This window comes from Micromonospora psammae (assembly GCF_036902725.1).
Lineage (GTDB): Bacteria > Actinomycetota > Actinomycetes > Mycobacteriales > Micromonosporaceae > Micromonospora.
In genome coordinates this window covers 83,819-104,273 of record NZ_JBAKHM010000019.1, presented here as the reverse complement: position 1 = coordinate 104,273, position 20,455 = coordinate 83,819, and the positions used below count along the sequence as shown (strand labels likewise).

The 20,455-nt window shown below is 73.7% G+C and carries 21 protein-coding genes; 9 read left to right on the top strand and 12 right to left on the bottom strand.

Annotated features, from left to right (window positions below; all coding sequences use genetic code 11):
• Positions 1-40: 40 nt before the first annotated feature.
• Positions 41-1,639 carry a ricin-type beta-trefoil lectin domain protein gene (locus V6U79_RS21665; RefSeq protein WP_334615611.1) on the top strand — a complete coding sequence of 533 codons (1,599 nt, stop codon included), beginning with the start codon at positions 41-43 and terminating at the stop codon, positions 1,637-1,639.
• 51 nt (positions 1,640-1,690) lie between these two features.
• Here the strand turns inward: V6U79_RS21665 and V6U79_RS21660 are convergent, their stop codons facing one another.
• The 6 genes from V6U79_RS21660 to V6U79_RS21635 form a co-directional block, all read right to left on the bottom strand.
• Entirely contained in the window at positions 1,691-2,290 is a 600-nt protein-coding gene (locus tag V6U79_RS21660; protein WP_334615610.1) for a hypothetical protein, read from the bottom strand.
• A gap of 56 nt (positions 2,291-2,346) precedes the next feature.
• On the bottom strand, positions 2,347-3,813 hold the full coding sequence (locus V6U79_RS21655; RefSeq protein WP_334615609.1) for a sensor histidine kinase: 1,467 nt from the start codon (positions 3,811-3,813) through the stop codon (positions 2,347-2,349).
• The gene (locus tag V6U79_RS21650; RefSeq protein ID WP_334533229.1) at positions 3,806-4,498 is read right to left on the bottom strand and encodes a response regulator transcription factor; all 693 of its coding nucleotides are present in this window, start codon (positions 4,496-4,498) and stop codon (positions 3,806-3,808) included. The genes V6U79_RS21655 and V6U79_RS21650 overlap by 8 nt, the downstream gene beginning before the upstream one ends.
• Before the next feature lie 68 nt (positions 4,499-4,566).
• Positions 4,567-5,079: a hypothetical protein gene (locus V6U79_RS21645; RefSeq protein WP_334533231.1), complete on the bottom strand. Its 513-nt coding sequence runs from the start codon at positions 5,077-5,079 to the stop codon at positions 4,567-4,569.
• 124 nt (positions 5,080-5,203) lie between these two features.
• Positions 5,204-6,244, bottom strand: a complete 1,041-nt coding sequence (locus V6U79_RS21640; RefSeq protein WP_334615608.1) for a phosphotransferase — start codon at positions 6,242-6,244, stop codon at positions 5,204-5,206.
• 100 nt (positions 6,245-6,344) lie between these two features.
• Positions 6,345-7,517 carry a thiolase family protein gene (locus V6U79_RS21635; protein ID WP_334533236.1) on the bottom strand — a complete coding sequence of 391 codons (1,173 nt, stop codon included), beginning with the start codon at positions 7,515-7,517 and terminating at the stop codon, positions 6,345-6,347.
• 100 nt (positions 7,518-7,617) lie between these two features.
• Between V6U79_RS21635 and V6U79_RS21630 the strand changes: the two genes are divergently transcribed.
• A complete protein-coding gene (locus V6U79_RS21630; protein ID WP_334533239.1) occupies positions 7,618-8,043 on the top strand; it encodes a PH domain-containing protein in 426 nt (141 codons plus the stop codon).
• Between the two features lie 8 nt (positions 8,044-8,051).
• Here V6U79_RS21630 and V6U79_RS21625 read toward each other — a convergent pair whose 3' ends face one another.
• Together V6U79_RS21625 and V6U79_RS21620 are read right to left on the bottom strand one after the other, a co-directional pair.
• Complete coding sequence (locus tag V6U79_RS21625) at positions 8,052-8,993, bottom strand: rhomboid family intramembrane serine protease (RefSeq protein ID WP_334533242.1); 942 nt, start codon at positions 8,991-8,993, stop codon at positions 8,052-8,054.
• 27 nt (positions 8,994-9,020) lie between these two features.
• Positions 9,021-9,548 carry a peptidylprolyl isomerase gene (locus V6U79_RS21620; RefSeq protein ID WP_334533245.1) on the bottom strand — a complete coding sequence of 176 codons (528 nt, stop codon included), beginning with the start codon at positions 9,546-9,548 and terminating at the stop codon, positions 9,021-9,023.
• Between the two features lie 84 nt (positions 9,549-9,632).
• Between V6U79_RS21620 and V6U79_RS21615 the strand changes: the two genes are divergently transcribed.
• Entirely contained in the window at positions 9,633-10,460 is an 828-nt protein-coding gene (locus V6U79_RS21615) for a hypothetical protein (RefSeq protein WP_334615607.1), read from the top strand.
• 70 nt (positions 10,461-10,530) lie between these two features.
• Here the strand turns inward: V6U79_RS21615 and corA are convergent, their stop codons facing one another.
• The 3 genes from corA to V6U79_RS21600 all read right to left on the bottom strand — a co-directional run bounded on the left by corA (position 10,531) and on the right by V6U79_RS21600 (position 13,755).
• Positions 10,531-11,679, bottom strand: a complete 1,149-nt coding sequence (gene corA, locus V6U79_RS21610) for a magnesium/cobalt transporter CorA (protein WP_334533251.1) — start codon at positions 11,677-11,679, stop codon at positions 10,531-10,533.
• Between the two features lie 434 nt (positions 11,680-12,113).
• Positions 12,114-13,208, bottom strand: a complete 1,095-nt coding sequence (locus V6U79_RS21605) for an aminotransferase-like domain-containing protein (RefSeq protein ID WP_334615606.1) — start codon at positions 13,206-13,208, stop codon at positions 12,114-12,116.
• A gap of 157 nt (positions 13,209-13,365) precedes the next feature.
• The gene (locus tag V6U79_RS21600) at positions 13,366-13,755 is read right to left on the bottom strand and encodes a CBS domain-containing protein (RefSeq protein ID WP_334527794.1); all 390 of its coding nucleotides are present in this window, start codon (positions 13,753-13,755) and stop codon (positions 13,366-13,368) included.
• 117 nt (positions 13,756-13,872) lie between these two features.
• Between V6U79_RS21600 and V6U79_RS21595 the strand changes: the two genes are divergently transcribed.
• The 5 genes from V6U79_RS21595 to V6U79_RS21575 all read left to right on the top strand — a co-directional run bounded on the left by V6U79_RS21595 (position 13,873) and on the right by V6U79_RS21575 (position 17,652).
• Positions 13,873-14,322: an NUDIX domain-containing protein gene (locus V6U79_RS21595; RefSeq protein ID WP_334615605.1), complete on the top strand. Its 450-nt coding sequence runs from the start codon at positions 13,873-13,875 to the stop codon at positions 14,320-14,322.
• Positions 14,319-15,089 (top strand): hypothetical protein, encoded by a 771-nt coding sequence (locus V6U79_RS21590; protein WP_334615604.1) that lies wholly within the window; start codon positions 14,319-14,321, stop codon positions 15,087-15,089. The genes V6U79_RS21595 and V6U79_RS21590 overlap by 4 nt, the downstream gene beginning before the upstream one ends.
• A gap of 79 nt (positions 15,090-15,168) precedes the next feature.
• Positions 15,169-15,900, top strand: coding sequence for a phosphocholine cytidylyltransferase family protein (locus V6U79_RS21585; RefSeq protein ID WP_334615603.1), 732 nt, complete (start codon positions 15,169-15,171; stop codon positions 15,898-15,900).
• Entirely contained in the window at positions 15,888-16,955 is a 1,068-nt protein-coding gene (locus V6U79_RS21580; protein ID WP_334527754.1) for an iron-containing alcohol dehydrogenase family protein, read from the top strand. Before V6U79_RS21585 ends, V6U79_RS21580 begins: the two co-directional genes overlap by 13 nt.
• Positions 16,930-17,652, top strand: a complete 723-nt coding sequence (locus V6U79_RS21575; RefSeq protein ID WP_334527756.1) for a CDP-alcohol phosphatidyltransferase family protein — start codon at positions 16,930-16,932, stop codon at positions 17,650-17,652. Before V6U79_RS21580 ends, V6U79_RS21575 begins: the two co-directional genes overlap by 26 nt.
• Before the next feature lie 528 nt (positions 17,653-18,180).
• Here the strand turns inward: V6U79_RS21575 and V6U79_RS21570 are convergent.
• Positions 18,181-19,437: a glycosyltransferase family 4 protein gene (locus V6U79_RS21570; RefSeq protein WP_334615602.1), complete on the bottom strand. Its 1,257-nt coding sequence runs from the start codon at positions 19,435-19,437 to the stop codon at positions 18,181-18,183.
• A 136-nt stretch (positions 19,438-19,573) separates the two neighbouring features.
• Here V6U79_RS21570 and V6U79_RS21565 point away from each other — a divergent pair, with 136 nt between their 5' ends.
• A complete protein-coding gene (locus V6U79_RS21565) occupies positions 19,574-20,434 on the top strand; it encodes an Fpg/Nei family DNA glycosylase (RefSeq protein ID WP_334615601.1) in 861 nt (286 codons plus the stop codon).
• Positions 20,435-20,455 lie beyond the last annotated feature (21 nt).

Here is a 20,455-nt window from a genome sequence, read left to right as displayed (position 1 = left end):
CGATCGACGTCCCGCGATCGAACCGGAAAGGAGTGCGTCGATGCTTGGCACCCCCACCAGGCGCGCACCGGCGGTCCGACGGCACACCCTGGCCGTCGTCTCCGCCGCCGCCCTCGTCCTGCCGATGCTCCTCGGCCCGGCGTCCCCGGCCACCGCCGACGACCGTCCGACCGTCCAGCCGCTCCCGTCCCACCTCGAAGCCGTCCGGGCCTCCGAGGCCACCGCGCTCTACGGCTCGCCGGAGATCCGGCCGCTGGAGCAGCGGCGCACCGCCCTGGTCACCATGGGCGACAGCGAGATCTCCGGTGAGGGCGTGGGCAACTACGTCCCCGGCACCCACCAGCCCGGCAACTGGTGCGACCGCTCGTACGACCAGGCGGTGTTCCGCACCGGCATCCCGTCGGACACCCAGTACAACATCGCCTGCTCCGGGGCCACCCCGTGGCACCTGATCGCCGGCGGACCCACCCAGCACAACGAGCTCAACCAGGGCGACCACCTGGCGATCAAGGCCCGCAACACGCACGTCAAGCTGATCTGGGTGGTGGTCGGCGCCAACGGCGACGGCACGATCCAGTTCGGACCGGTCGCCACCGACTGCACCATCCGCCGGGTCTTCTTCCAGGGCCCCTGCTACCCGACCTACACCGACCAGTGGACCATCCGCACCGACGGCAGCCGTCGCGCGGTCACCGAGGCGCTCACCTCGATCCGGCAGACCATGACCGGGGCCGGCTACCGGAGCGCCGACTACGAGCTGGTGCTCATGTCGTACCCGAGCCCGGGCAGCCCGGACGTGGAGGACAACCCGAACTTCCCCGGCTGGTACAGCGGCGGCTGCCTGCTCTACCTGGCCGACGCGGCGTTCGCCCGGAACAAGGCGGTGCCGCTCTTCGAGTCGGCGCTGCGGGCGGCGGCGACCGAGACCGGCACCCGCTACCTGGACGCCAGCCGACTCTTCCACGGCCACGAGGTGTGCACCGACAACACCTCGGTGCGCGGCCTCTACATCGAGGTGGGCATCTGGGACGAGAACGCCGCACGGCAGTCGTTCCACCCCAACGCCCGGGGGCACGGCATGTTCGCCCAGTGCATCACCCAGTTCTGGAACTCCGGCCAGGCGCGGGCCACCTGCGTCGACCCGGCCAGCACCGGCAGCGGGGTGCTCTACGGCGGGCTGTTCGAGTTCAAGCAGCTCCGCAACGCCGCCACCGGCACCTGCGTGGACGGCAAGGGCTACGACTCACGCAACGGCACCGCGCAACAGTCGTACGGCTGCCACGGCGGCCGCAACCAGGGCTTCTGGTACGACCCGACCCGCCGGTCGCTGCACTCCGAGCTCTCCCACGACCGCTGCCTCGACGTGGCGGGCGGGTCGTTGACCGCCGGTACCGCGGTCAACATCTACGACTGCAACGGCAGCGCCGCCCAGCAGTTCGTCTTCGCCGGCAACCAGCTCAAGCCGGCCGGCGCGACGAACCTCTGCGTGGCGTTCGACAACCCGTGGTTCGGCACCCCGCGGCTGCGGCTGGCGGGCTGCTCCACCAGCACCCGGCAGCAGTGGTCGTTCGAGTCCCGGTCGTTCGCGAACCCGGTCGGGTACGGCCACGACGACTTCATCGGCTCCCGCGTCTACTGACCCGACGACGAGCGGAGCGGCCGTCCGGCGAGGGACGGCCGCTCCGCCCCCTCACCGCTGCTTGGCGGGGACCACGATCAGCCGGGCGACGGTGGCGTCGCCGTCCCGGGCACCGGCGACGCCGACCGTCGTACCGACCTCGATGTCCTTCGAGGCAATGGTGGTGCGCCGCTCGACCACCCGGAGCTTGTCGCCGAAGGTCCAGGTGAGGGTGAAGCCGTCGGCGGACTTCACGGTGACGGAGTCGCCGTCGATCGCGGTGACCTCGCCGCGCTGCACGACCACGGTCTTCGTGCCGCCGTCCCGGGTCTTCACCACCACCTCGCCGTGCAGGGTGTTCTGCCGCAGCAGCACCCGGGCCGGCCGCCGCTTGCGCCACTCGTCGCCGCGCTCGCCCGCCCTGTCCCGCGGGCCGGTGGACGCCTCCGGCGCGGCGGACGACGGCGCGGGAGCGGCCGCCAGGTCCAGCTCCCCGGGCTCGAAGCCCATGGCGGTGAGCGCCTGTCCCTCCGCGCCCAGCGCCGCGGCCACCTCGACGGCCGCCTCCTTCGCCGCGCCCGGCGACCGGTCGGCGGGCCCGCAGCCGGCGACGCCCAGCGCGAGCGCCGCGAGCAGCGACGTGGTGGCGATGGCGATTCCCTGACGTGCCATTGGTCTTCCTCTCGTCCGTGGTGTACCCAGCGTCGCCCGGCGGGATGGGCGGAAGGTCAGGTCGATGTTCGGGTCGGGTAAGGATCCGGGGGCAGCACGACGGTGAAGGCCGCCCCACCCTCGGCGGCGTGCCCGGCGGTGATCCGCCCGCCGAGCCGGCGGACCAGGCCGGCGGCGAGCGCCAGCCCCAGCCCGCTGCCCACCTTGCGCACCCCCCGGTAGCGCTGGTGCAGCGCGCCGCGTTCGAAGGCCACCGCCAGGTCGTCGTCGGTGAAGCCGGGCCCGCCGTCACGGACCTCCACCACCCCGCCGGCCGCCGGGCCGGCACCGGCGGGCCGGACCGCGAGCACCACCGGCGCACCCGGCGGTACGACCCGCAGCGCGTTCTCCAGCAGCCCGTCCACCACCTGCCGGATCCGCCCCGGATCGGTGTACGCCGGCACCGGCGCGTCCGGCAACTCGGCGCGGAACGGCACCCCGACCGCCGCGCACCGGTCGGACCAGGTGCGCGCCGCGTCGGCGGCGAGTCGGGTCAGGTCGACCGGCACGGGCTCCAGCGGGAAGTCCGCCGCCTCCAGCCGGGCCAACGCCAGCAGGTCGCTGACCAGCCGGTCCAGGTGTTCGGCCTCGGCCAGCATGGTGCGGCCGGTGCCCGACGTCTCGTCCCCGCCGATCACCCCGTCGGCGAGCGCCTCGGCCCAGCCCCGGATCGCGGTCAACGGGGTGCGCAGCTCGTGCGAGACGGAGAGCAGGAACTCCCGCTGCCGCCCCTCGCTGGTGGCCAGCGCGGCGGCCAGCCCGTTCAGCGCGTACGCCAGGTCGGCCACCTCGTCGGGCGGCTCCACCGGTACCCGTACCGCGCGGTCACCGGCGCGCAGCCGGGCGGCGGCGGTCGCCGCGACGCGGATCGGGCGGGCCAGCCGCCGGGCGAGCAGCAGCCCGGCCACCACCCCGGCGGCGAGCCCGGCCAGCAGCGGCAGCCAGAGGCTGCGCAGCACCTGACGCCAGGGGCCCTCGGTGGCGGCCCGGGTCAGCACCACGCCGTCCCCGCCGGGCAGCGGCCGTCCCTCCACCAGGGTCCGCTTCCCGGCGACGAGCCGCCGGCCGGAGACCTCCCTGCCGGCGGAGATCCGGTTCACCACCTGCCGGGGCAGCCCGGGCCGGTCCACCGTGCCGCCGCGGACGACGTACACCTCGATCTTCTGTTGGCGTAGTTGGCGGATGAGCCGGTCACCGGCGGCGTCGCGCTGCCGGGGACGGAGCCGCAGCACGTCCGCGGCGAGCCGGGCCTGGGCGGCCAGCGCGTCCTGGTCGCGCCGCTCCACACCACGTACCGCGAGGGGAACCGCGACCAGCGCGGTGACCAGGACGGAGACCAGCGCGACCGCGCAGGTGACCAGCACCGCGCGGGCGGTCAGCGTGCGGCCGAACCGGCGGCGCGGGGCGGTCGGCGCCGGGCCGGGACCGATCACCGGCAGCGCAACGGTGGGCTCGTGCGGCTGCGGCGGGCCGGGGTCAGCCATCGGCGGCGTACCCGACGCCACGGTGGGTGCGGATGACGCTGGCCGGGCCGAGCTTCGCGCGGACCTGCGCGACGTGCACGTCGACGGTGCGGGTGCCGGCGTGGGCGGCGTACCCCCAGACGCCGGCGAGCAGCTCCTCCCGGGTGAAGACCCGGCCGGGCCGGGCCATCAGGTGCGCCAGCAGGTCGAACTCGGTGGAGGTGAGCTGGACGGGGGTGCCGGCCGCGGTGACGGTGCGGCGGGCCGGGTCGAGGGTGACCGGGCCGACCACCCGGGGTCGGTGCGCGCCCTCGGGCGCACCGGCGGTGCGGCGCAGCACGGCGCGGACCCGGGCCACCAGCTCGCGGGGGCTGAACGGCTTGGTGACGTAGTCGTCGGCGCCCAGCTCCAGTCCGACGATCCGGTCGACCTCGTCGTCGCGGGCGGTGAGGAAGATGACCGGGGTCCAGTCACCCGCCTCCCGCAGGCGCCGGCAGATCTCGGTGCCGGCCAGCCCGGGCAGGGTGATGTCCAGTACGCAGGCGACCGGGCGCAGCCGGCGGGCGGCGGCCAGGCCGGCGTCGCCGTCCCGTTCCAGGTGTACGCCGAAGCCCTCCCGGCTCAGGTAGAGCCGGACCAGGTCGGCGATCGCCGGCTCGTCCTCCACCACGAGGACGAGCCCGCGCTGCGGAGCGTCGACGGTCACCGGGCCATGATGACCGACCGACGGTCACCAGGGATGCGCGGTCGTGTTCGGGTCAGGTAAGGATGGGGTCAGCGGGCCGGTACGGGGCGCAGCGTGGTGCCGGGCGCGACGGCCGGTGGCTCACCGATGGTGGCGACGACCCGCTCCCGGGGCGTGCGCAGCCGGGTGCGGAACGCGTGGTGGAGCAGCGTGTCGAGCTGCCACACCTGCTTCGGGTGCTGGGTACGGATGACGAACCGTTCGCGGGCCCCGTCGATCGCGGTGGCCGACAGCTCGACGGTCTGGGCCCGCGGGTCGGGGCTCCAGGTGACGTTGCTGAGTTCGCGCAGCTCGGCGTTGAGGTGCAGACGGAGCCGGTGCAGCACCCGGGTCTGCTGGGTGACGACCATCCGGCGGTGGGTGAGCAGGAGGAGGTACTCGCCACCCACCGGGTGGTCCGGTCGGCTGCACCGGGTGACCAGGATGGTCGCGTCGCCGGAGCCGACGCACTGCCGGAAGACCGGCATGTGCCGGCTCACCGTCTGGACCGCCAGTCCGGTCTCGGCGGCGGCCGGGAGGAACGTTCGCGAGAACACGTCCATGCCCTGGTAAACGAGTCGTGACCAGGGGTGACGTGGGTCACTGCCGCATTTTGGAAGTTCCACGGGCGTTCGTCGCACCGGGTGTGCGACGAACGCCGCCCCGGCGTCGGTCGCCGCGCGGGCGCTACCCGGCGGCCCGTGGGGGTTCCACGGTGGCCGGTCCGCCGGGGGTCACCGGGGGCGGGGCGAGCAGCTCCTCCAGCCAGCCGGGGACGGCGGCGGCGTACCCGGCGCGGGCCGGATCGGGCGTGTCGAGGGCCCGCCGCCAGGACAGCGCCCGGCTCACCGTGGTCACGGGCAGCGCCAGGTCGACGGCCTCCCGCAGGGTGGCCCGGTCGTGGCGGTCGGACCAGGCTTCCAGGTACGCGTCCCGCAGCCGGGTCAGCGCCGGGTCACCGACCGGCAGCGCGAAGGTGTGGGCGACCGAGCGGAGCGTCACCAGCAGGGTGCCGAAGGGGTGGGCGACCGAGGCGTCCCCCCAGTCGAAGAAGCGGTGGCCGCCGGCGGCGGCGAAGACGTTGCCGTCGTGCAGGTCGTCGTGCTGGACGGTGGCGGGAACGCCGATCTCGGCGAGCCGCCGGCACCGCTCGGCGTACGTGGCGCGCTGGGCGCGCAGCCGGTCGTGCGCCTGCGGGGTGAGTCCGTCCTCCGTGCCGAGCAGCAGGGACTCCTCGTCGTCCAGCAGCGCCTCGAACAGCCGCGGCAGGGTCTCGGGCCGGTGGTCGGGCACCCCGAGGGCGAGCAGCTCGTCGGCGTACGGGGTCATGGTGAGCTGGAGGTCGGCGTACTCCGGCAGGACCCGTTCCCAGCGGGCCGGGTCGCGGTCCCGCCCCAGCACGTCGCGCAGCGACTCGCCGCCGTCGGGCAGCAGCGACCAGCCCCGCTCGGCGTCGACCGCGATCGGGTCGAGCACCCGGCCGGGGGCGCGGCGGGCCAGCGCGGCCAGGAGCGCCGCCTCGTGCCGGGTGCCCGGGTTGTTGGCCTTGAACCAGACGTCCCCGGCGTCGGTCGGCACCCGCCAGACCAGTGACCAGGGACGTACCCGGGGCTCGACCGGGCCGGTGACGCGGCGGCCCTGCCGGCCGAGCTGCCCGGTCACCCAGTCGAGGGCGGCGCGCTGAAGGTCGGGGTCGGCCCAGCCGGGGTGCGAGGTCTCCAGGGTCACTCCGGCAATCTAGGGCCCCCGGCGACCCGCGGGCCAGCCGGTTTCCGGGCGACCGTCACCGCCCGGCGATGGTCAGAGCAGCATCACCGCCCGGCGATGGTCAGAGCAGCTCGACGATGGTGGCGTTGGCCATGCCGCCGCCCTCGCACATGGTCTGCAGGCCGTACCGGATGCCGTTGTCGCGCATGTGCTGGAGCATCGTGGTCATGATCCGGGCGCCGCTGGCGCCGAGCGGGTGGCCGAGGGCGATCGCCCCGCCGCGCGGGTTGAGCCGCTCCGGGTCCGCCTCCGTCTCCGCCAGCCAGGCCAGCGGGACCGGGGCGAACGCCTCGTTCACCTCGTACACCCCGATCTCCTCGATGCCCAGCCCCGCGCGGCGCAGCGCCTTCGCGGTGGCCGGGATGGGGGCGGTGAGCATGGTGACCGGGTCGTCGGCGGCGACCACGGCGGTGTGGATGCGGGCCAACGGGCGCAGGCCGTGCCGGCTGGCCCACTCGCTGGTGGTGACGGCGAGCGCGGCGGCCCCGTCGGAGATCTGCGACGCGGAGCCGGCGGTGACCACGCCGTCGGACCGGAACGGGGTCTTCAGCTCGCCGAGCTTCTCCAGCGAGGTGTCCCGGCGGATGCCCTCGTCGGCGGCGAACTTGCCGCCGTCGGCCAGCGCCACCGGGGCCAGCTCCGGGTCGAACGCGCCGGCGTCCTGGGCGGCGGCCGCCTTCTCGTGGCTGGCCAGCGCGAACTCGTCGAGCTGGGTACGGGAGAAGTGCCAGCGGGCGGCGATCAGCTCGGCGCCGACGCCCTGGTTGAACGGGAGCGGCTGGTCGTCGGCGAAGCCCTCGACGCCCCGGTAGCGGTCGCGCAGCTGGTCACTGAAGGGCATGCCCCCGCCCACGCTGGAGCCCATCGGCACCCGGGTCATCGACTCCACGCCGCCGGCGACCACCAGCTCGGCCTGGCCGGAGGCGACGGTGGCGGCGGCGAAGTGCAGCGCCTGCTGGCTGGAGCCGCACTGCCGGTCGAGGGTGGTGCCGGGGACCGACTCGGGCCAGCCGGCGGCGAGCACGCCGTTGCGGGCGATGTTCCAGGACTGCTCACCGACCTGGGAGACGCAGCCCCAGACCACGTCGTCGACCTGGCCGGGCTCGATCCCGGTGCGCTCGGCGAGGGCGCGCAGCACGTGCGCCGAGAGGTCGACCGGGTGGACGGCGGCGAGGCTGCCCTTGCGCCGCCCGACGGGGGTGCGTACCGCGCCGACGATGACTGCGTCACTCATGACTACTCCCCGGTAACTTGGGCTGCGTCGATCCTACGTCCTCCGGCGGCCGGTCGTCCGCCCCCGGGTCGCGCCGCCACCGCCCTGGCATGCTGGACCCGTGCACACCCCATCGTCCCCGGCCCGCCAGTGGCGGGTGCCGGCGGCCCTGCCGGTGGCGAAGCTGGTCGGCGCGGTCGCCCTGGTCCTGCTGGGCCTGCTCTTCGCCGACGGCGACCCGGTCCAGGTGGTGCTCGCCGTGGCGGCCGCGGTCGGACTCGCCGGGTGGGCGCTGCGCGACCTGCTCGCCCCGGTACGCCTCGCCGTCGACCCGGACGGCCTCACCGTGATCCACGGATACGCCGGCCGGCGGCGGCTGCCCTGGGCGGCGGTGGAGTCGATCACGGTGGAGCGGCGTACCCGGATGGGCCTCGCCGCCGAGACGTTGGAGATCGACGCCGGGGAGTCGCTGCACCTCTTCGGCCGGTATGACCTGGACGCTCCGCCGGCCGACGTGGCGGAGGAGCTGCGGGCCGCCCGCCCCTGACCGCCCGCTCAGGCGATCAGCGCGGCGGTGCGTACGAGCACCAGACCCAGCAGCGCGACCACGATGATCGCCGTGCCGGCGGCCTGGAAGACCGACCGCCGCATCCGCGGCGCGTACGCCAGCACCCAGCCCATCGCCGCGCCGGTGACCAGGCCACCGATGTGCCCGGGGATGGAGATGCCCGGCACGGTGAACGTGAAGATCAGGTTGATCACCAGGATCGGCACGATCGAGGAGGTGTCCCGGCCCAGCCGGCGCATCAGCACGAAGACGGCGGCGAAGAGACCGAAGATGGCGGTCGACGCGCCGGCCGAGGCGGCGTTCGGGTGGCTGAAGAGATAGGCCGCGACGTTGCCGCCGAGACCGGCGACCAGATAGAGCGCCAGGAAGCGCAGCGGCCCGAGCAGGGCCTCCAGGTCCCGGCCCAGCACCCAGAGCGCCCACATGTTCAGCAGCAGGTGCACCAGGCCGTAGTGCAGGAACATCGCGGTGACCAGGCGGTACCACTCACCGGTGGCGACACCCTCGATCGGGAACTGCGGCGGCCACTGCGCGAGCACCGCGCCCCACTGGGTCAGCGGCGTGCCGCCACCGAGCAGGCCACCCAGGCCGGAGCCGCCGACCATCGAGTCGCCGCCCCGGTCGCTGAGGATCGACAGCACCATGGCCAGCAGGTTCAACGCGATCAGGGTGCGGGTGACCAGGCCGCGGCGGCCGGCGGCACCGCCACCGAAGGCGGTACGCGCCGGCCGCACGCTGCGGCGTCCCTCGTTCACGCACTCCGGGCACTGGTGGCCGACGGAGGCTTCCCGCATGCAGTCCGGGCAGATCGGCCGGTCGCACCGGGTGCACCGGACGTACGTCTCCCGGCCGGGGTGGCGGTAGCAGACCGGAGTGGTCGGCACGGACCCACCGGTGGCGTCGCCGGCCGGACCGGGGCGTTCAGTCATGCGTGCAAAGGTACCTCGCGGGGGCGATCAGGCCGCGCGCTCGATCTCGACCCGCTCGATCACGACGTCCTGCAGCGGCCGGTCGTTCGGACCGGTCGGGGTGTTCGCGATCGCGTCGACCACCTTCGCCGACTGCTCGTCGGCCACCTGGCCGAAGATGGTGTGCCGGTTGTTCAGGTGCGGCGTCGGCGAGACGGTGATGAAGAACTGCGAGCCGTTGGTGCCCGGCCCGGCGTTCGCCATCGCCAGCAGGTACGGGCGGTCGAAGCGCAGCTCCGGGTGGAACTCGTCGGCGAACTTGTAGCCCGGGCCACCCCGGCCGGTGCCGGTCGGGTCGCCCATCTGGACCATGAAGCCGCTGATCACCCGGTGCGAGATGGTGCCGTCGTAGTACGGCCCGCTGCCCGGCTGACCCGTACGCGGGTCGGTGTATTCCTTGTTGCCCTCGGCCAGGTCGACGAAGTTGCGGACCGTCTTCGGCGCGTGGTTGCCGAAGAGCTCCAGCCGGATCGGGCCAGCGTTGGTGTGCAAGGTGGCGTAGACAGCCTCGGCCACGGGTACTCCTCACTCGTTGGTCAGTTCCATGCGGATCCTCCCATGTGCCCGATCTGGCAGTGCGGAGGCATCCGAAGGTGGAGGATGACGAAGGAACAACTCCCAGGAGGTGGGACCGTGTTTGGAATCGGGCGGCGCAAGACCCAGGGGCAGCTCGCGAGGGTGGAGCTCAACCAGGGCATCGGTCACCTGAGGCAGGCCGCGACGTACGCGGCGAAGGGCGCCGGCGCCACGGTCGGCCCGCGGGTCCAGGCAGCCCGGGTCGCCGTCGCGCCGACCGCCGTCGTCGTGCGGGACCGGGCGTCCACCGGCTTCGCGTCGACGGTCGCGGCCCTCGCGCCGCTGGCCCTCGCGGTCCGCAACGCCCAAGCCGAGGCGGCGGGCAAGGTGGTGACGGGCCGGAAGGCCGCAGCCGCCAAGCAGGCCGCGGTCAACAAGAAGGTCAAGGCCAGGAACATGAAGAAGAAGAAGCAGAAGAGGTCCGGCGGGATGTTGACCGGCCTGCTCGCCGCCGGTGCGGTCGCCGGGGTCGCCGGGGCGATGGCCATGCGCCGCCGCCGCGAGCAGCAGGAGTGGGCCGAGTACGACCCGACCCGCGGCGTCGACCCGGTGAGCGACGAGGTCGACACCCTGGTGGTGCAGACGCCCTCGGCGAACGGTGGCAAGGTGACCGACTCCTCCACCATGTCCAGCGGCGCCGGCACGGCCGGCGGCCCGACCGGCGCGGGCAGCTCCGCGGTGGCCGGCGGCGACAGCGCCTCGACCACCACCCCCGGCGCGCAGCCGGTGATCCACCGCAACGACAAGGTCCCGTCGGTCGCCGAGGGCGCCACGGACGTCTCCGGCCGTCCGGCGGACGACGTGAGCAAGGCGCTCGGCAAGGGCACGGCGAAGTCCAACAGCCGACCCTGACCAGGGACATCGCCGGCGGCGCGGGAGGCGACTCCCGCGCCGCCGGCGTGTCCGGGGGTCGGTGCGACGGTCAGAGCCAGCCGTTGCGGCGGAACCAGCGGTAGAGCGCCAGCGAGATGGTGAGCATCAGGGCCAGCACGCCCGGATAGCCGTACGTCCACTTCAGCTCGGGCATGTTCTCGAAGTTCATCCCGTAGACCCCGGCGAACGCGGTCCAGACCGCGGCGATGGCGGCCCACGCGGCGATCTTGCGCATGTCGTTGTTCTGGTCGACGGTGACCTGGGCCAGCCGTGCCTGGAGGATCGAGTTGAGCAGGTCGTCGTAGGAGTTGACCTGCTCGACGGTGCGGCTGAGGTGGTCCTGCACGTCCCGGAAGTAGCGCCGCACCTCCTCCGGCACCTCCCGGTTGGCCTGCGCGGTGAGGGTCATCAGCGGCCGCTGCAACGGGATCACCGCCCGCTTGAACTCCACCAGCTCCCGCTTCATCTGGTAGATCCGCTGGATCCGCCCGGTGCTCTGCCGGTCGAAGACGTCGGCCTCCAGCACGTCGAGGTCGTCCTCCAGCCGGTCGGCCACCTCCAGGTAGAGGTCGACCACCCGGTCGGTCACCGCGTACGCGACCGCCCACGGGCCGTGCACCAGCAGGTCGTGCCGGGTCTCCAGGTCGGCGCGGACGGCGGCGAGCCGGCAGGCGTCGCCGTGCCGGACGCTGATCAGGAAGTTCGGGCCGATGAAGAGCATCACCTGGCCGGTCTCCACCACCTCGGAGTACTCGGTCAGCTCGGTGTGCTCGCAGTAGCGGGCGGTCCGCAGGACCAGGAAGGCGACCTCGCCGAAGCGCTCCAGCTTCGGGCGCTGCTGGGCCTTGACCGCGTCCTCGACCGCCAGCTCGTGCAGGCCGTACGTCTCGGCGATGGCGGACATCTCGGTCAGCTCCGGCTCGTGCAGGCCGATCCAGACGAACGCGTCGCGCTCCTTGCGGGCGGCCTCCAGCGCGTCGGCGTAGTGCCACCGCCCGGGCTGGCGCCGGCCGTCGACGTAGAGGGCGCAGTCGACCACGCCGCTGCGTCCCGGGCCGGTCGGGGTGGGGGTGCGCGGGGAGCCGTCGGCGTTGAGGATCCGGGACATCGCGCGGACCGGCGCCGCCCAGGCCCGGGGGCGGGGCGGCCGTCCGGCGTGCGCTGTGGTCGGCCGTTCCTGGTCCGTCCGGTCGATCATGGCGTCCCCCTCCCCACGTCCCGCTGCGGCTTGCAGGTTACGCCGTGGCAGGTGCTCCGGTCGGCCGCCGGACCTGCCGAGGCGCGCCCGGGGAGCGGGCGTCCGGTGATGCTCGTCACCGGCGAGGCGTCGGGGCGGTCGGATCCGGCCGGACCGGGTGCCACGCCGCGGCCGATGGTGGGGCGGGGGCAGTGGGTGGCGCCGGGCGGGCCGGGCCGCCGCCAGGGGGGTGGGGGGCGACCCGGCCCACCCGGCGCCGTGGGGGCGGGGGTGAGGCCGCGGGGCGCCGCCGGCCGTCCCGTGGCGGCACCGACCCCCTGGTCAGGCGCTCGTCGGGACGCGAGCGACGCTCGCAGCATTGTGGGCCGCCGGCCGGCCCGAGGCGAGCCCCGGACCGGCCGCGATCGCGCTACTGTCGGAAACCCGACAGAAAATCAGCCCCGGACGGCCGCCACGGCCTCCGCGAGCCGACGGACGCCCTCGTCGATCCGGTCCGCGGTCACCGCGCTGAAGGCCAGCCGGAGCGCGTGCCGACCGCCGTCGATGACGAAGTCGGTCCCCTTGACCACGGCGACGCCGCGTTCGGCGGCCGCCGGAGCCACCCTGTCCACCAGCACGTCCTCCGGGAACTCCACCCAGAGGAAGTAGCCGCCGTCCGGCTCCACGAAGCGGACGTCCGGCAGGTGCCGGCGCAGCGACTCGGCGAGCACCCAGGCCCGCTCACCGAGCGCCGTGCTGACCTTCTCGATCGAGCGCTGGATGTCACCGGAGACGCAGAACTGGTGCACGATCGCCTCGGACACCATGCCCGGCGAGATGTAGAGGCTGGTGGCCTTCTTGGCGATGTCGGCGATCAGGTCCGCCGGTCCGACCAGGTAGCCGACCCGGACGCCCGGGCAGACCGTCTTGGTGAAGCTGGAGGCGTGCACCACGACGCCACGGTTGTCCATCGAGAGCATCGACGGCAGCGGCTCGCCCCGGAACCGGATGTCGGCGTACGGGTCGTCCTCGAAGATCGTGAACTCGTACTCGGCGGCGAGGTCGAGCAGCTCACGCCGCTTCTCCAGGGAGAGGGTCACGCCGGCCGGGTTCTGGTAGTTCGGAATGACGTGCGCCAGCCGGGGCCGCACCCCGGACTCCAGCAGCTTGCGCAGCTCGGCGGTGTCCAGGCCGTCCGGCTGGATCGACACCCCGTGGATCTCGCCACCCATCCGCTGGAGGTTGAGCAGGGTCCGGTCGTACGTCGGGCGCTCCACCACCACGGCGTCGCCACGCCGCACCAGGTGGTCGAAGAGGAACGCGTCCGCCTGGAGCGAGCCGTTGGTGATCAGCACCTGGTCGGCTTCGACGCCGTGCTTCTCGGCGATCCACTTCCGCAGGGGTGGGTAGCCGACGGAGGTGCCGTACGCCGTGATCCCGGCGGGGTCGGCGTCGAAGGCACGGACGGCGGCGGCCTTGAGACCCTCGACATCCACGATGTCCAACGAGGGAGCGCCACGGGCGAACGAGATCAGCTGCTCGGCGGTCATGCGCACGAGCCTAGGGCCTGGTCGGGTCGGTCCGACCGGCATACACGCCAAGTTCAACATGCGGGCAGAAGATCCACCAGCGGACGCGAGCAGAGCTCTCGTCCGCGCTGGTCAGGGGCCGCCTCGGCAGCACGTCGGCGGCCCCGGACCGGCGCGGTCAGCCGACCGCGAGCCGCTGCTGCGACCAGACCCGCATCAGGTCACGGACCGAGATCACCCCGGCCACCTCCCGCCCGTCGAGCACCACGAGGTGCCGGAAGCCACCCCGCGCCATCGCCGCGGCCGCCTCCTCCACCGTCCACTGAGGACCGGCGTAGACGACGTCCCAGCTCACATGGGCACCGGTGCGCTCGACGTCGCAGTCCAACCCGGCCCCGATCGCGTTCAGCACGTCACGTTCGGTCATGATGCCGACCCCTTCGGACTCCGGGTCGATCACCACCGCCGAGCCGACCCGGCGGGCCGACATCATCTGGGCCGCCTGGCGGAGCGTGTGCTCCGGACCCACGACGAGCACCTGGCTGGACATAGCTTCCCGAACCTGCATCACGCATCACCCCTTTGGGACGGCGGCACCCGGTCACCCCACATGGTGGGCCTCGGGCCAGACCGGGACAAGACCGGGCATCGGCGTGGCCCGGCTCCTCCTCGCTACTGTCGTGACGTGCCCACCGAGCCTCTCCGCTGCGCCGGCGCGCTGATCGTGCACGACGACGGCCGCCTCTTCTTCCAGCGCCGGTCCCCAGAGCGGCGACTTTTTCCCAATGCCTGGGACGTCGTCGGCGGCCATCTGGAACCGGGCGAGGAGATCGAGGACGCGCTGAGCCGGGAGGTCGCCGAGGAGACCGGCTGGTCGCTGTCGCACGTGCTAGGGCGGATCGGCGAGTTCCGCTGGACCGGCGACGACGGCGTGCCCCGGGTCGAGACCGACTTCCTGGTCCGGGTCGACGGCGACCTGACCCGGCCGCGCCTGGAGGCGGGAAAGCACACCGAGTTCCGCTGGCTGGCCGAGCGGGACCTGGCCGTGCTGGACGAGAACCGGAACGCCGGCGACGGACAGATCCGGCGGATCGCCGAGGACGCGTTCGCCGCGCTCCGGTCGATCGGTCTGTGAACTCCGCGGTCGAGCTGGCGCCGCACCGGTTCGCCGGGCTGGTCGCCCCGGCGGTCGACCGGACCTTCGTCGCCGGCATGCTCGCCGGCCGCGACGGCGGCGGCGCCGAGCTCAGCCAACGGTACGGCGGGCCGGCGGCCACCGGCTTCCTGGTCGAGTTCCGCACCCGGCTGGCCGCCCCGGGCGGCATGGTCGACGGGCCCGGCTTCGCCGCGGTCACCCGGTACCGGGATCCGGCCACCTGCCAGCGTGCCCTGGACAAGCAGGTCGCGCACGGGATGATCGCCCGGCGGGCGGACGGCGGCTTCACCGCCACCGAACGCGGCGCCGGCTTCCTCGCCGAGATCTACCAGGTCCACGGCGAGGTCACCGAGGAGCTGTGGGCGGGCCACGACGACCGGGTGCTGCGGCTGGTCGAGGCGTTCGGGCGGGTGCTCGGGTACGCGCTGCTGCTGGCCGAGGAGCCGGACGCCGAGCCGGGGGCGGCCTTCGCCACCATGGCCCCGCCGTACGAGCCGGAGGGCACCCCGCCCGGGGTGCTGCTGCTGAACCGGCTCGGCACGCTGCGTTACCACCGGGCGGACGCGCACGCCGCCGCGTGGACCGCCGCCGGGCACACCGCGGCCAGCGTCGTCGAACTGCCCGACGGGCCGGAACGGCACGCCATCGAGCTGGAGACGGACCGGCGGGCGGCCGGACCGTACGCCGCCCTGACCGCCGAGGAGCGGCTGACGGTCCTCGCCGACCTGGCAGCCCTGCCCGGCTGAGGCCCGGTTGACGCCAGGGCCGCCGTCACCCGGCGCTATCCTCCACGGTGACCTGGAGTCGTACGAGGGAGGACCCCGCATGATCGGGATGGTGCTCGCAGCCGGTGCGGGGCGCCGACTGCGCCCGTACACCGACACCCTGCCCAAGGCGCTGGTGCCGGTGGACGGTGAGACCACCATCCTGGACATCGCGCTGCGCAACCTCGCCGAGGTGGGGCTCACCGAGGTGGTGATCGTGGTCGGCTACGCGGCCGACGCGGTGGTTGCGCGCAAGGCGGCGCTGGAGAAGCGCTACGGCGTCCGGCTCACCCTGGTGCACAACGACAAGGCCGAGGAGTGGAACAACGCCTACTCGCTCTGGCTGGCCCGGGAGCACTTCAGCCGGGGCGTGCTGCTGGTCAACGGTGACACCGTGCACCCGGTGAGCGTGGAGAAGACCCTGCTGGCCGAGCGCGGCCCGGGGATCCTGCTGGCCGTCGACACCATCAAGGTGCTGGCCGAGGAGGAGATGAAGACCACCTTCGACGCCGCCGGCCAGCTCACCCGGATCACCAAGATCATGGACCCGGGCGAGGCGTACGGCGAGTACATCGGCGCCACGCTGATCGAGCCGCAGGTCGCCGAGGCGCTCGCCGACGCGCTGGAGACGACCTGGCGGCGCGACCCGAACCTCTACTACGAGGACGGCTACCAGGAGTTCGCCGACCGGGGCGGCGAGGTGCGGGCCGCGCCGATCGGCGACGTCTCCTGGGTCGAGGTCGACAACCACGCCGACCTGGCCCGGGCGCGGGAGATCGCGTGCCGCTACTAGCCCGCACGGTGCTGACCCCCCTGCACATCGACGTACGCCGGGGGGCCGTGGCGGACCTCGCGGCGATCCTCGCCGACGGGCGGATCTCCTCCGGCGGCGACGTCGCCGTGGTGGTCGGCCCCGGACAGGGCGAACGGATCGCCGAACTGGTCCGGCCGTCGTTGCGCTCGGCGGACGTGTTCACCGTCGCCGGGGGCACCCTGGACGCCGCCGACGACCTGGGCAGCAAGCTCCGGGCCCGCTCGTACGACGCGGTCGTCGGCATCGGCGGCGGCAAGACCATAGACGTCGCGAAGTACGCCGCCACCCGGCGCGGGCTGCCGATGGTCTCGGTGGCCACCAGCCTGGCCAACGACGGCATCGCCTCCCCGGTGGCCAGTCTGATCACCGATGGGATCAAGGGCTCCTACGGGGTGCACATCCCGATCGCGGTGATCGTCGACCTGGACTTCGTGGAGAGCGGCCCCGAGCGGCACAACCGGGCCGGCATCGGCGACGTGGTGAGCAACATCAGCGCGCTGGCCGACTGGGAGCTGGCCCGGCGGGTACGCGGTGAGCCGTTCGACGGACTGGCCGCCTCGCTCTCCCGGGCGGGCGCCGAAGCGGTGATCAACCACCCGGGCGACATGAGCGACGACTCGTTCGTCGCCGTCCTCGCCGAGGCACTGATCTCCAGCGGCCTCGCGATGGCGATCGAGGGCACCAGCCGCCCGTGCAGCGGCGGCTGTCACGAGATCATGCACGCGGTGGACGCGCTCTTCCCGGGCACCGCGTCGCACGGCGAGCTGGCCGGTCTGGGTGCCCTCTTCTGCACCTGGCTCCGCGGCGACCTGACCCGCTTCGCGCAGATGACGTCCTGCCTGGTGCGGCACAACCTGCCGGTCGTCCCGAACGACGTGGGGCTGACCGAGGACCAGTTCGTCGACGCGGTGCAGTTCGCGCCGCGTACCCGACCGGACCGCTACACCATCCTCGAGCACCTGGCGATGTCGCCTACCGAGACTCGGGAGCGGCTGGCAGACTACGCCGATGCAATCCGCGACCACTGTGGCTGATCCCCGTCCCACCGTCGCCGACTTCCACCGGGTCAACCGGGGCGGCGGCCTGTTCAGCGAATCGGTCAGCCAGTGGCTGGGCGCGGCGTTCGCGCTGGTCGCCCAGCGCCTCGGGCTGCGTCCCACCGCGCTGACCATCACCAACCTGGTGCTCGGGCTGGCCACCTCGGTGACCGTGGTGGCGCTCGCCGGTCGGGTCGCCGCCGGGGACGTGCCGGCCTGGGTGGTCGGGCTGGTCGCGCTGGTCGGCTGGCAGGTCGCGTACGCCCTGGACTGCGCCGACGGGCAGCTGGCCCGGGTGACCGGGCAGGGCAGCGCGGCGGGCGCCCGGATCGACGTGCTCTGCGACGTGGCCGCCCAGATCGCGCTGGTCGCGGCGCTCGGGGCGACCGCGGTGGCGCAACGGCCGGCGACGCCGACCTGGCTGGTGGCGCTCTTCGCGGGCAGCTGGATGGTCAACCTGGTGACCTCGGTGATGCAGTCCGGCCCGAACGCCGCCAGCATGGTCACCTCGACCTCGCTGCCGGTGCGCCTGGTGAAGCTGGTCCGCGACTACGGCGCGGTGATCTTCGTGGCCGCGCTGGTGCTGATGGTCGCCCCGGCGCTGACCTTCTGGGTCGTGGTCGCCTTCACGATCGTCAACGGCGGCTTCCTGCTGGCCAGCATCGCCTTCACCGCCCGCACCGCGCTGCGCTGACATCCACCTCGCCCCGCACGGCGCGGCGCGCAAGATCGTGCTCGATCCTGGAAGTAGTGGCCTCGACGCGAGTCGGACCGCACTGTTTCCAGGATCGAGCGTGACCTTGCACGGCACGGCGCGGCGCGGCGATCAGCCGGCGGGCCTCTCCTGCCCGGCGCGGACCGACGGCGGGCGTCTCCGTGCCTCTGATACCTCACAGGCATTTTGATACCTCTGAGGCATCACGCTCACCGGGACGCGCGTCTCCGTCGGGCGCCGGGCCCGGCAACGACATCGCGCCCGGCTACCTCCCCCGCCGTCAACCAGCGCGTCCCGCGTGGCGGCATCCCGACCTTCCAGGACGACCGGGGCCCAGCCCCGCCCGGCGAGCGGCCCAACCCGCCCGCACAAGGCGTCCCATCCGCCAGGCGCGAGCCTCCGAGCGCGCCCCGCGGGGGCGCGCCGGACGTCGCGGGGGCCCGCCGGCGTGCAGGCCCGGCCCGCGTGCAGGCCCGGCCCACGTGCGGTGGCCGGGTGGACGTCGGGTCAGGCGGGGTGGGCCGTGCGGGCCACGCCGGCGTAGATGTCGAGGAGGCGCTTGGTGACCACGTCCGGGTGGAAGGTCTGCTCGTAGCGGAGGCGGGCCGGCGGGGAGAGCGCGGCGGCGCCGGCCCGGGCGACCGGGAAGGCGGCGGCCATCGCGGCCGGGTCCGGCGGCACCACCCAACCGGCGGTCCCGGTGACCACGCCGGCCGGCGGCGGCGGCACGGAAATGCCCGTGGAGGCACCGGCGGAGGCGACGGCGGGCTCCCGGCTGCCGTCCGCCCCGACCAGGTACGGGATGCCACCGAGCGCGGTGCCGAGCACCGGCCGACCGCTGGCCATCGCCTCGATGATCACGGTGGGCAGCACGTCGTGCCACATCGAGGCGGCGATCACCACCGCGCTCGCCTCGACCGCCGCGCGCACCCCGGCCCGGTCGAGCTGACCGAGGTAGACCACGTCGGAGCGCTCGGCGGCGGCGGCCTCCACCAGCGGGCGCAGCTCGCCGTCGCCGGCGACGCGCAGCGTGCCGAGGGAACCCACCGGGTGCCGGCGCCAGGCCTCCAGCAGCAGGCCGAGCCCCTTCTCCGGCGTCAGCCGGGCCATGTAGAGGAACCCGTCGCCCAGCGGCGCCGGTGCGCCCGGGTCGGGCACGGCGTTGGGCTTGACCACGATCCGGTCGTCCGGGATGCCGTAGTCGCGCAGATGGTCGGCGATCGCCGAGGTGAGCGCGATGAACCGGTCCACCGACCGCCAGGTGCCCCGGTGCACCGCCAGGGTGGTGGCCATCAGCGCGCTCTGCGCCGCCGAGTCGCGGTAGCAGCGGTGCACGATCGCCGGCACACCCAGCGCCCGGCCCTTGCAGTCCTGGCAGATCGCGCCGTCCCGGAAGTAGATCCCCGACGAGCAGACCTGCCGGTAGTTGTGCACCGTCTGCACCACCGGCACGCCGTGCCGGTGCGCGGTCCGCACCACCCACGGCGAGATCAGGGGGTACGGGTTGTGCAGGTGCAGCACGTCGGGCCGGTGCTCGGTGAGCAGGCGGCTCAGGTCCTGCTGGGCGCGGGGCGCCCAGATCGGCGAGATGGGCAGCAGGGCCTTCGCCGCCTTCGACATCGACGGGATCTCGTCCGAGCTGCGGATGAACGGCAACACCTCGACGCCGGCGGCGCTGAGCTGGGCGATCTCCGAGTCGACGATGGTGTTCTCGCCGGACGGCTGGGCTTCCCGGTACCGGTTGTGCGCCACCACGATTCTCACGGAGCTCGCCTTTCGTTCGCGGTCGTACCGACTCCTGCTCGCGGCTGCGGGGCTCGCAAGCTCACTCCTCGCGCTCGCGGCAGGAACTCGCAAGCTCATTCCTCGCGCTCACCGGAAAGAAGGCTACCGTTGTCTGATGCCCGAACTACCGGAGGTGGAGGCGCTCGCGGGTCACCTGCGTGAGCGCGCGGTGGGGCGTCGCGTCGACCGGGTCGAGGTCGCCGCGATCAACGCCCTCAAGACGTACGATCCGGCGCCCGACGCGGTGGCCGGCCGGCCGGTGGTGGACGCCCGGCGGCACGGCAAGTTCCTCGACGTGGTCTTCGACGGCGGCCTGCACCTGGTGGTCCACCTGGCCCGGGCGGGCTGGCTGCACTACCGCGAGGCGTTCCCGTCGACCACCCCGCTGCGCCCGGGCAAGGGCCCGATCGCCGTGAGGGTACGCCTCGACGACGGCTCCGGCTTCGACCTGACCGAGGCGGGCACCCAGAAGAAGCTCGCCGCGTACCTGGTGACCGACCCGGCGCAGGTGCCCGGGGTGGCGAAGCTCGGCCCGGACGCGCTCGAGGCGGACCTGGCCACCTTCACCGAGCGGATGCGCAGCCGGCGGGGGCAGGTCAAGGGGGTGCTGACCGACCAGGCGGTGCTCTCCGGGGTCGGCAACGCGTACTCCGACGAGATCCTGCACGCGGCGAAGCTCTCCCCGTTCGCGATCACCGACCGGCTCACCGACGACCAGCTGGCCACGCTGCACGCGGCGACCCGGGCGGTCCTGGGCGACGCGGTCCGCCGTTCGGTGGGCCAGCGCGCGGCGGAGCTGAAGGGGGAGAAGCGCTCCGGGCTGAAGGTGCACGCCCGGACCGGGCTCCCCTGTCCGGTCTGCGGCGACACCGTACGGGAGGTGTCGTTCGCCGACTCCAGCCTCCAGTACTGCGCGACCTGTCAGACCGGCGGCAAGCCGCTCGCTGACCGACGGTTGTCGCGCCTCGTACGGTGAGTTACGACACTCTCCGGTTAC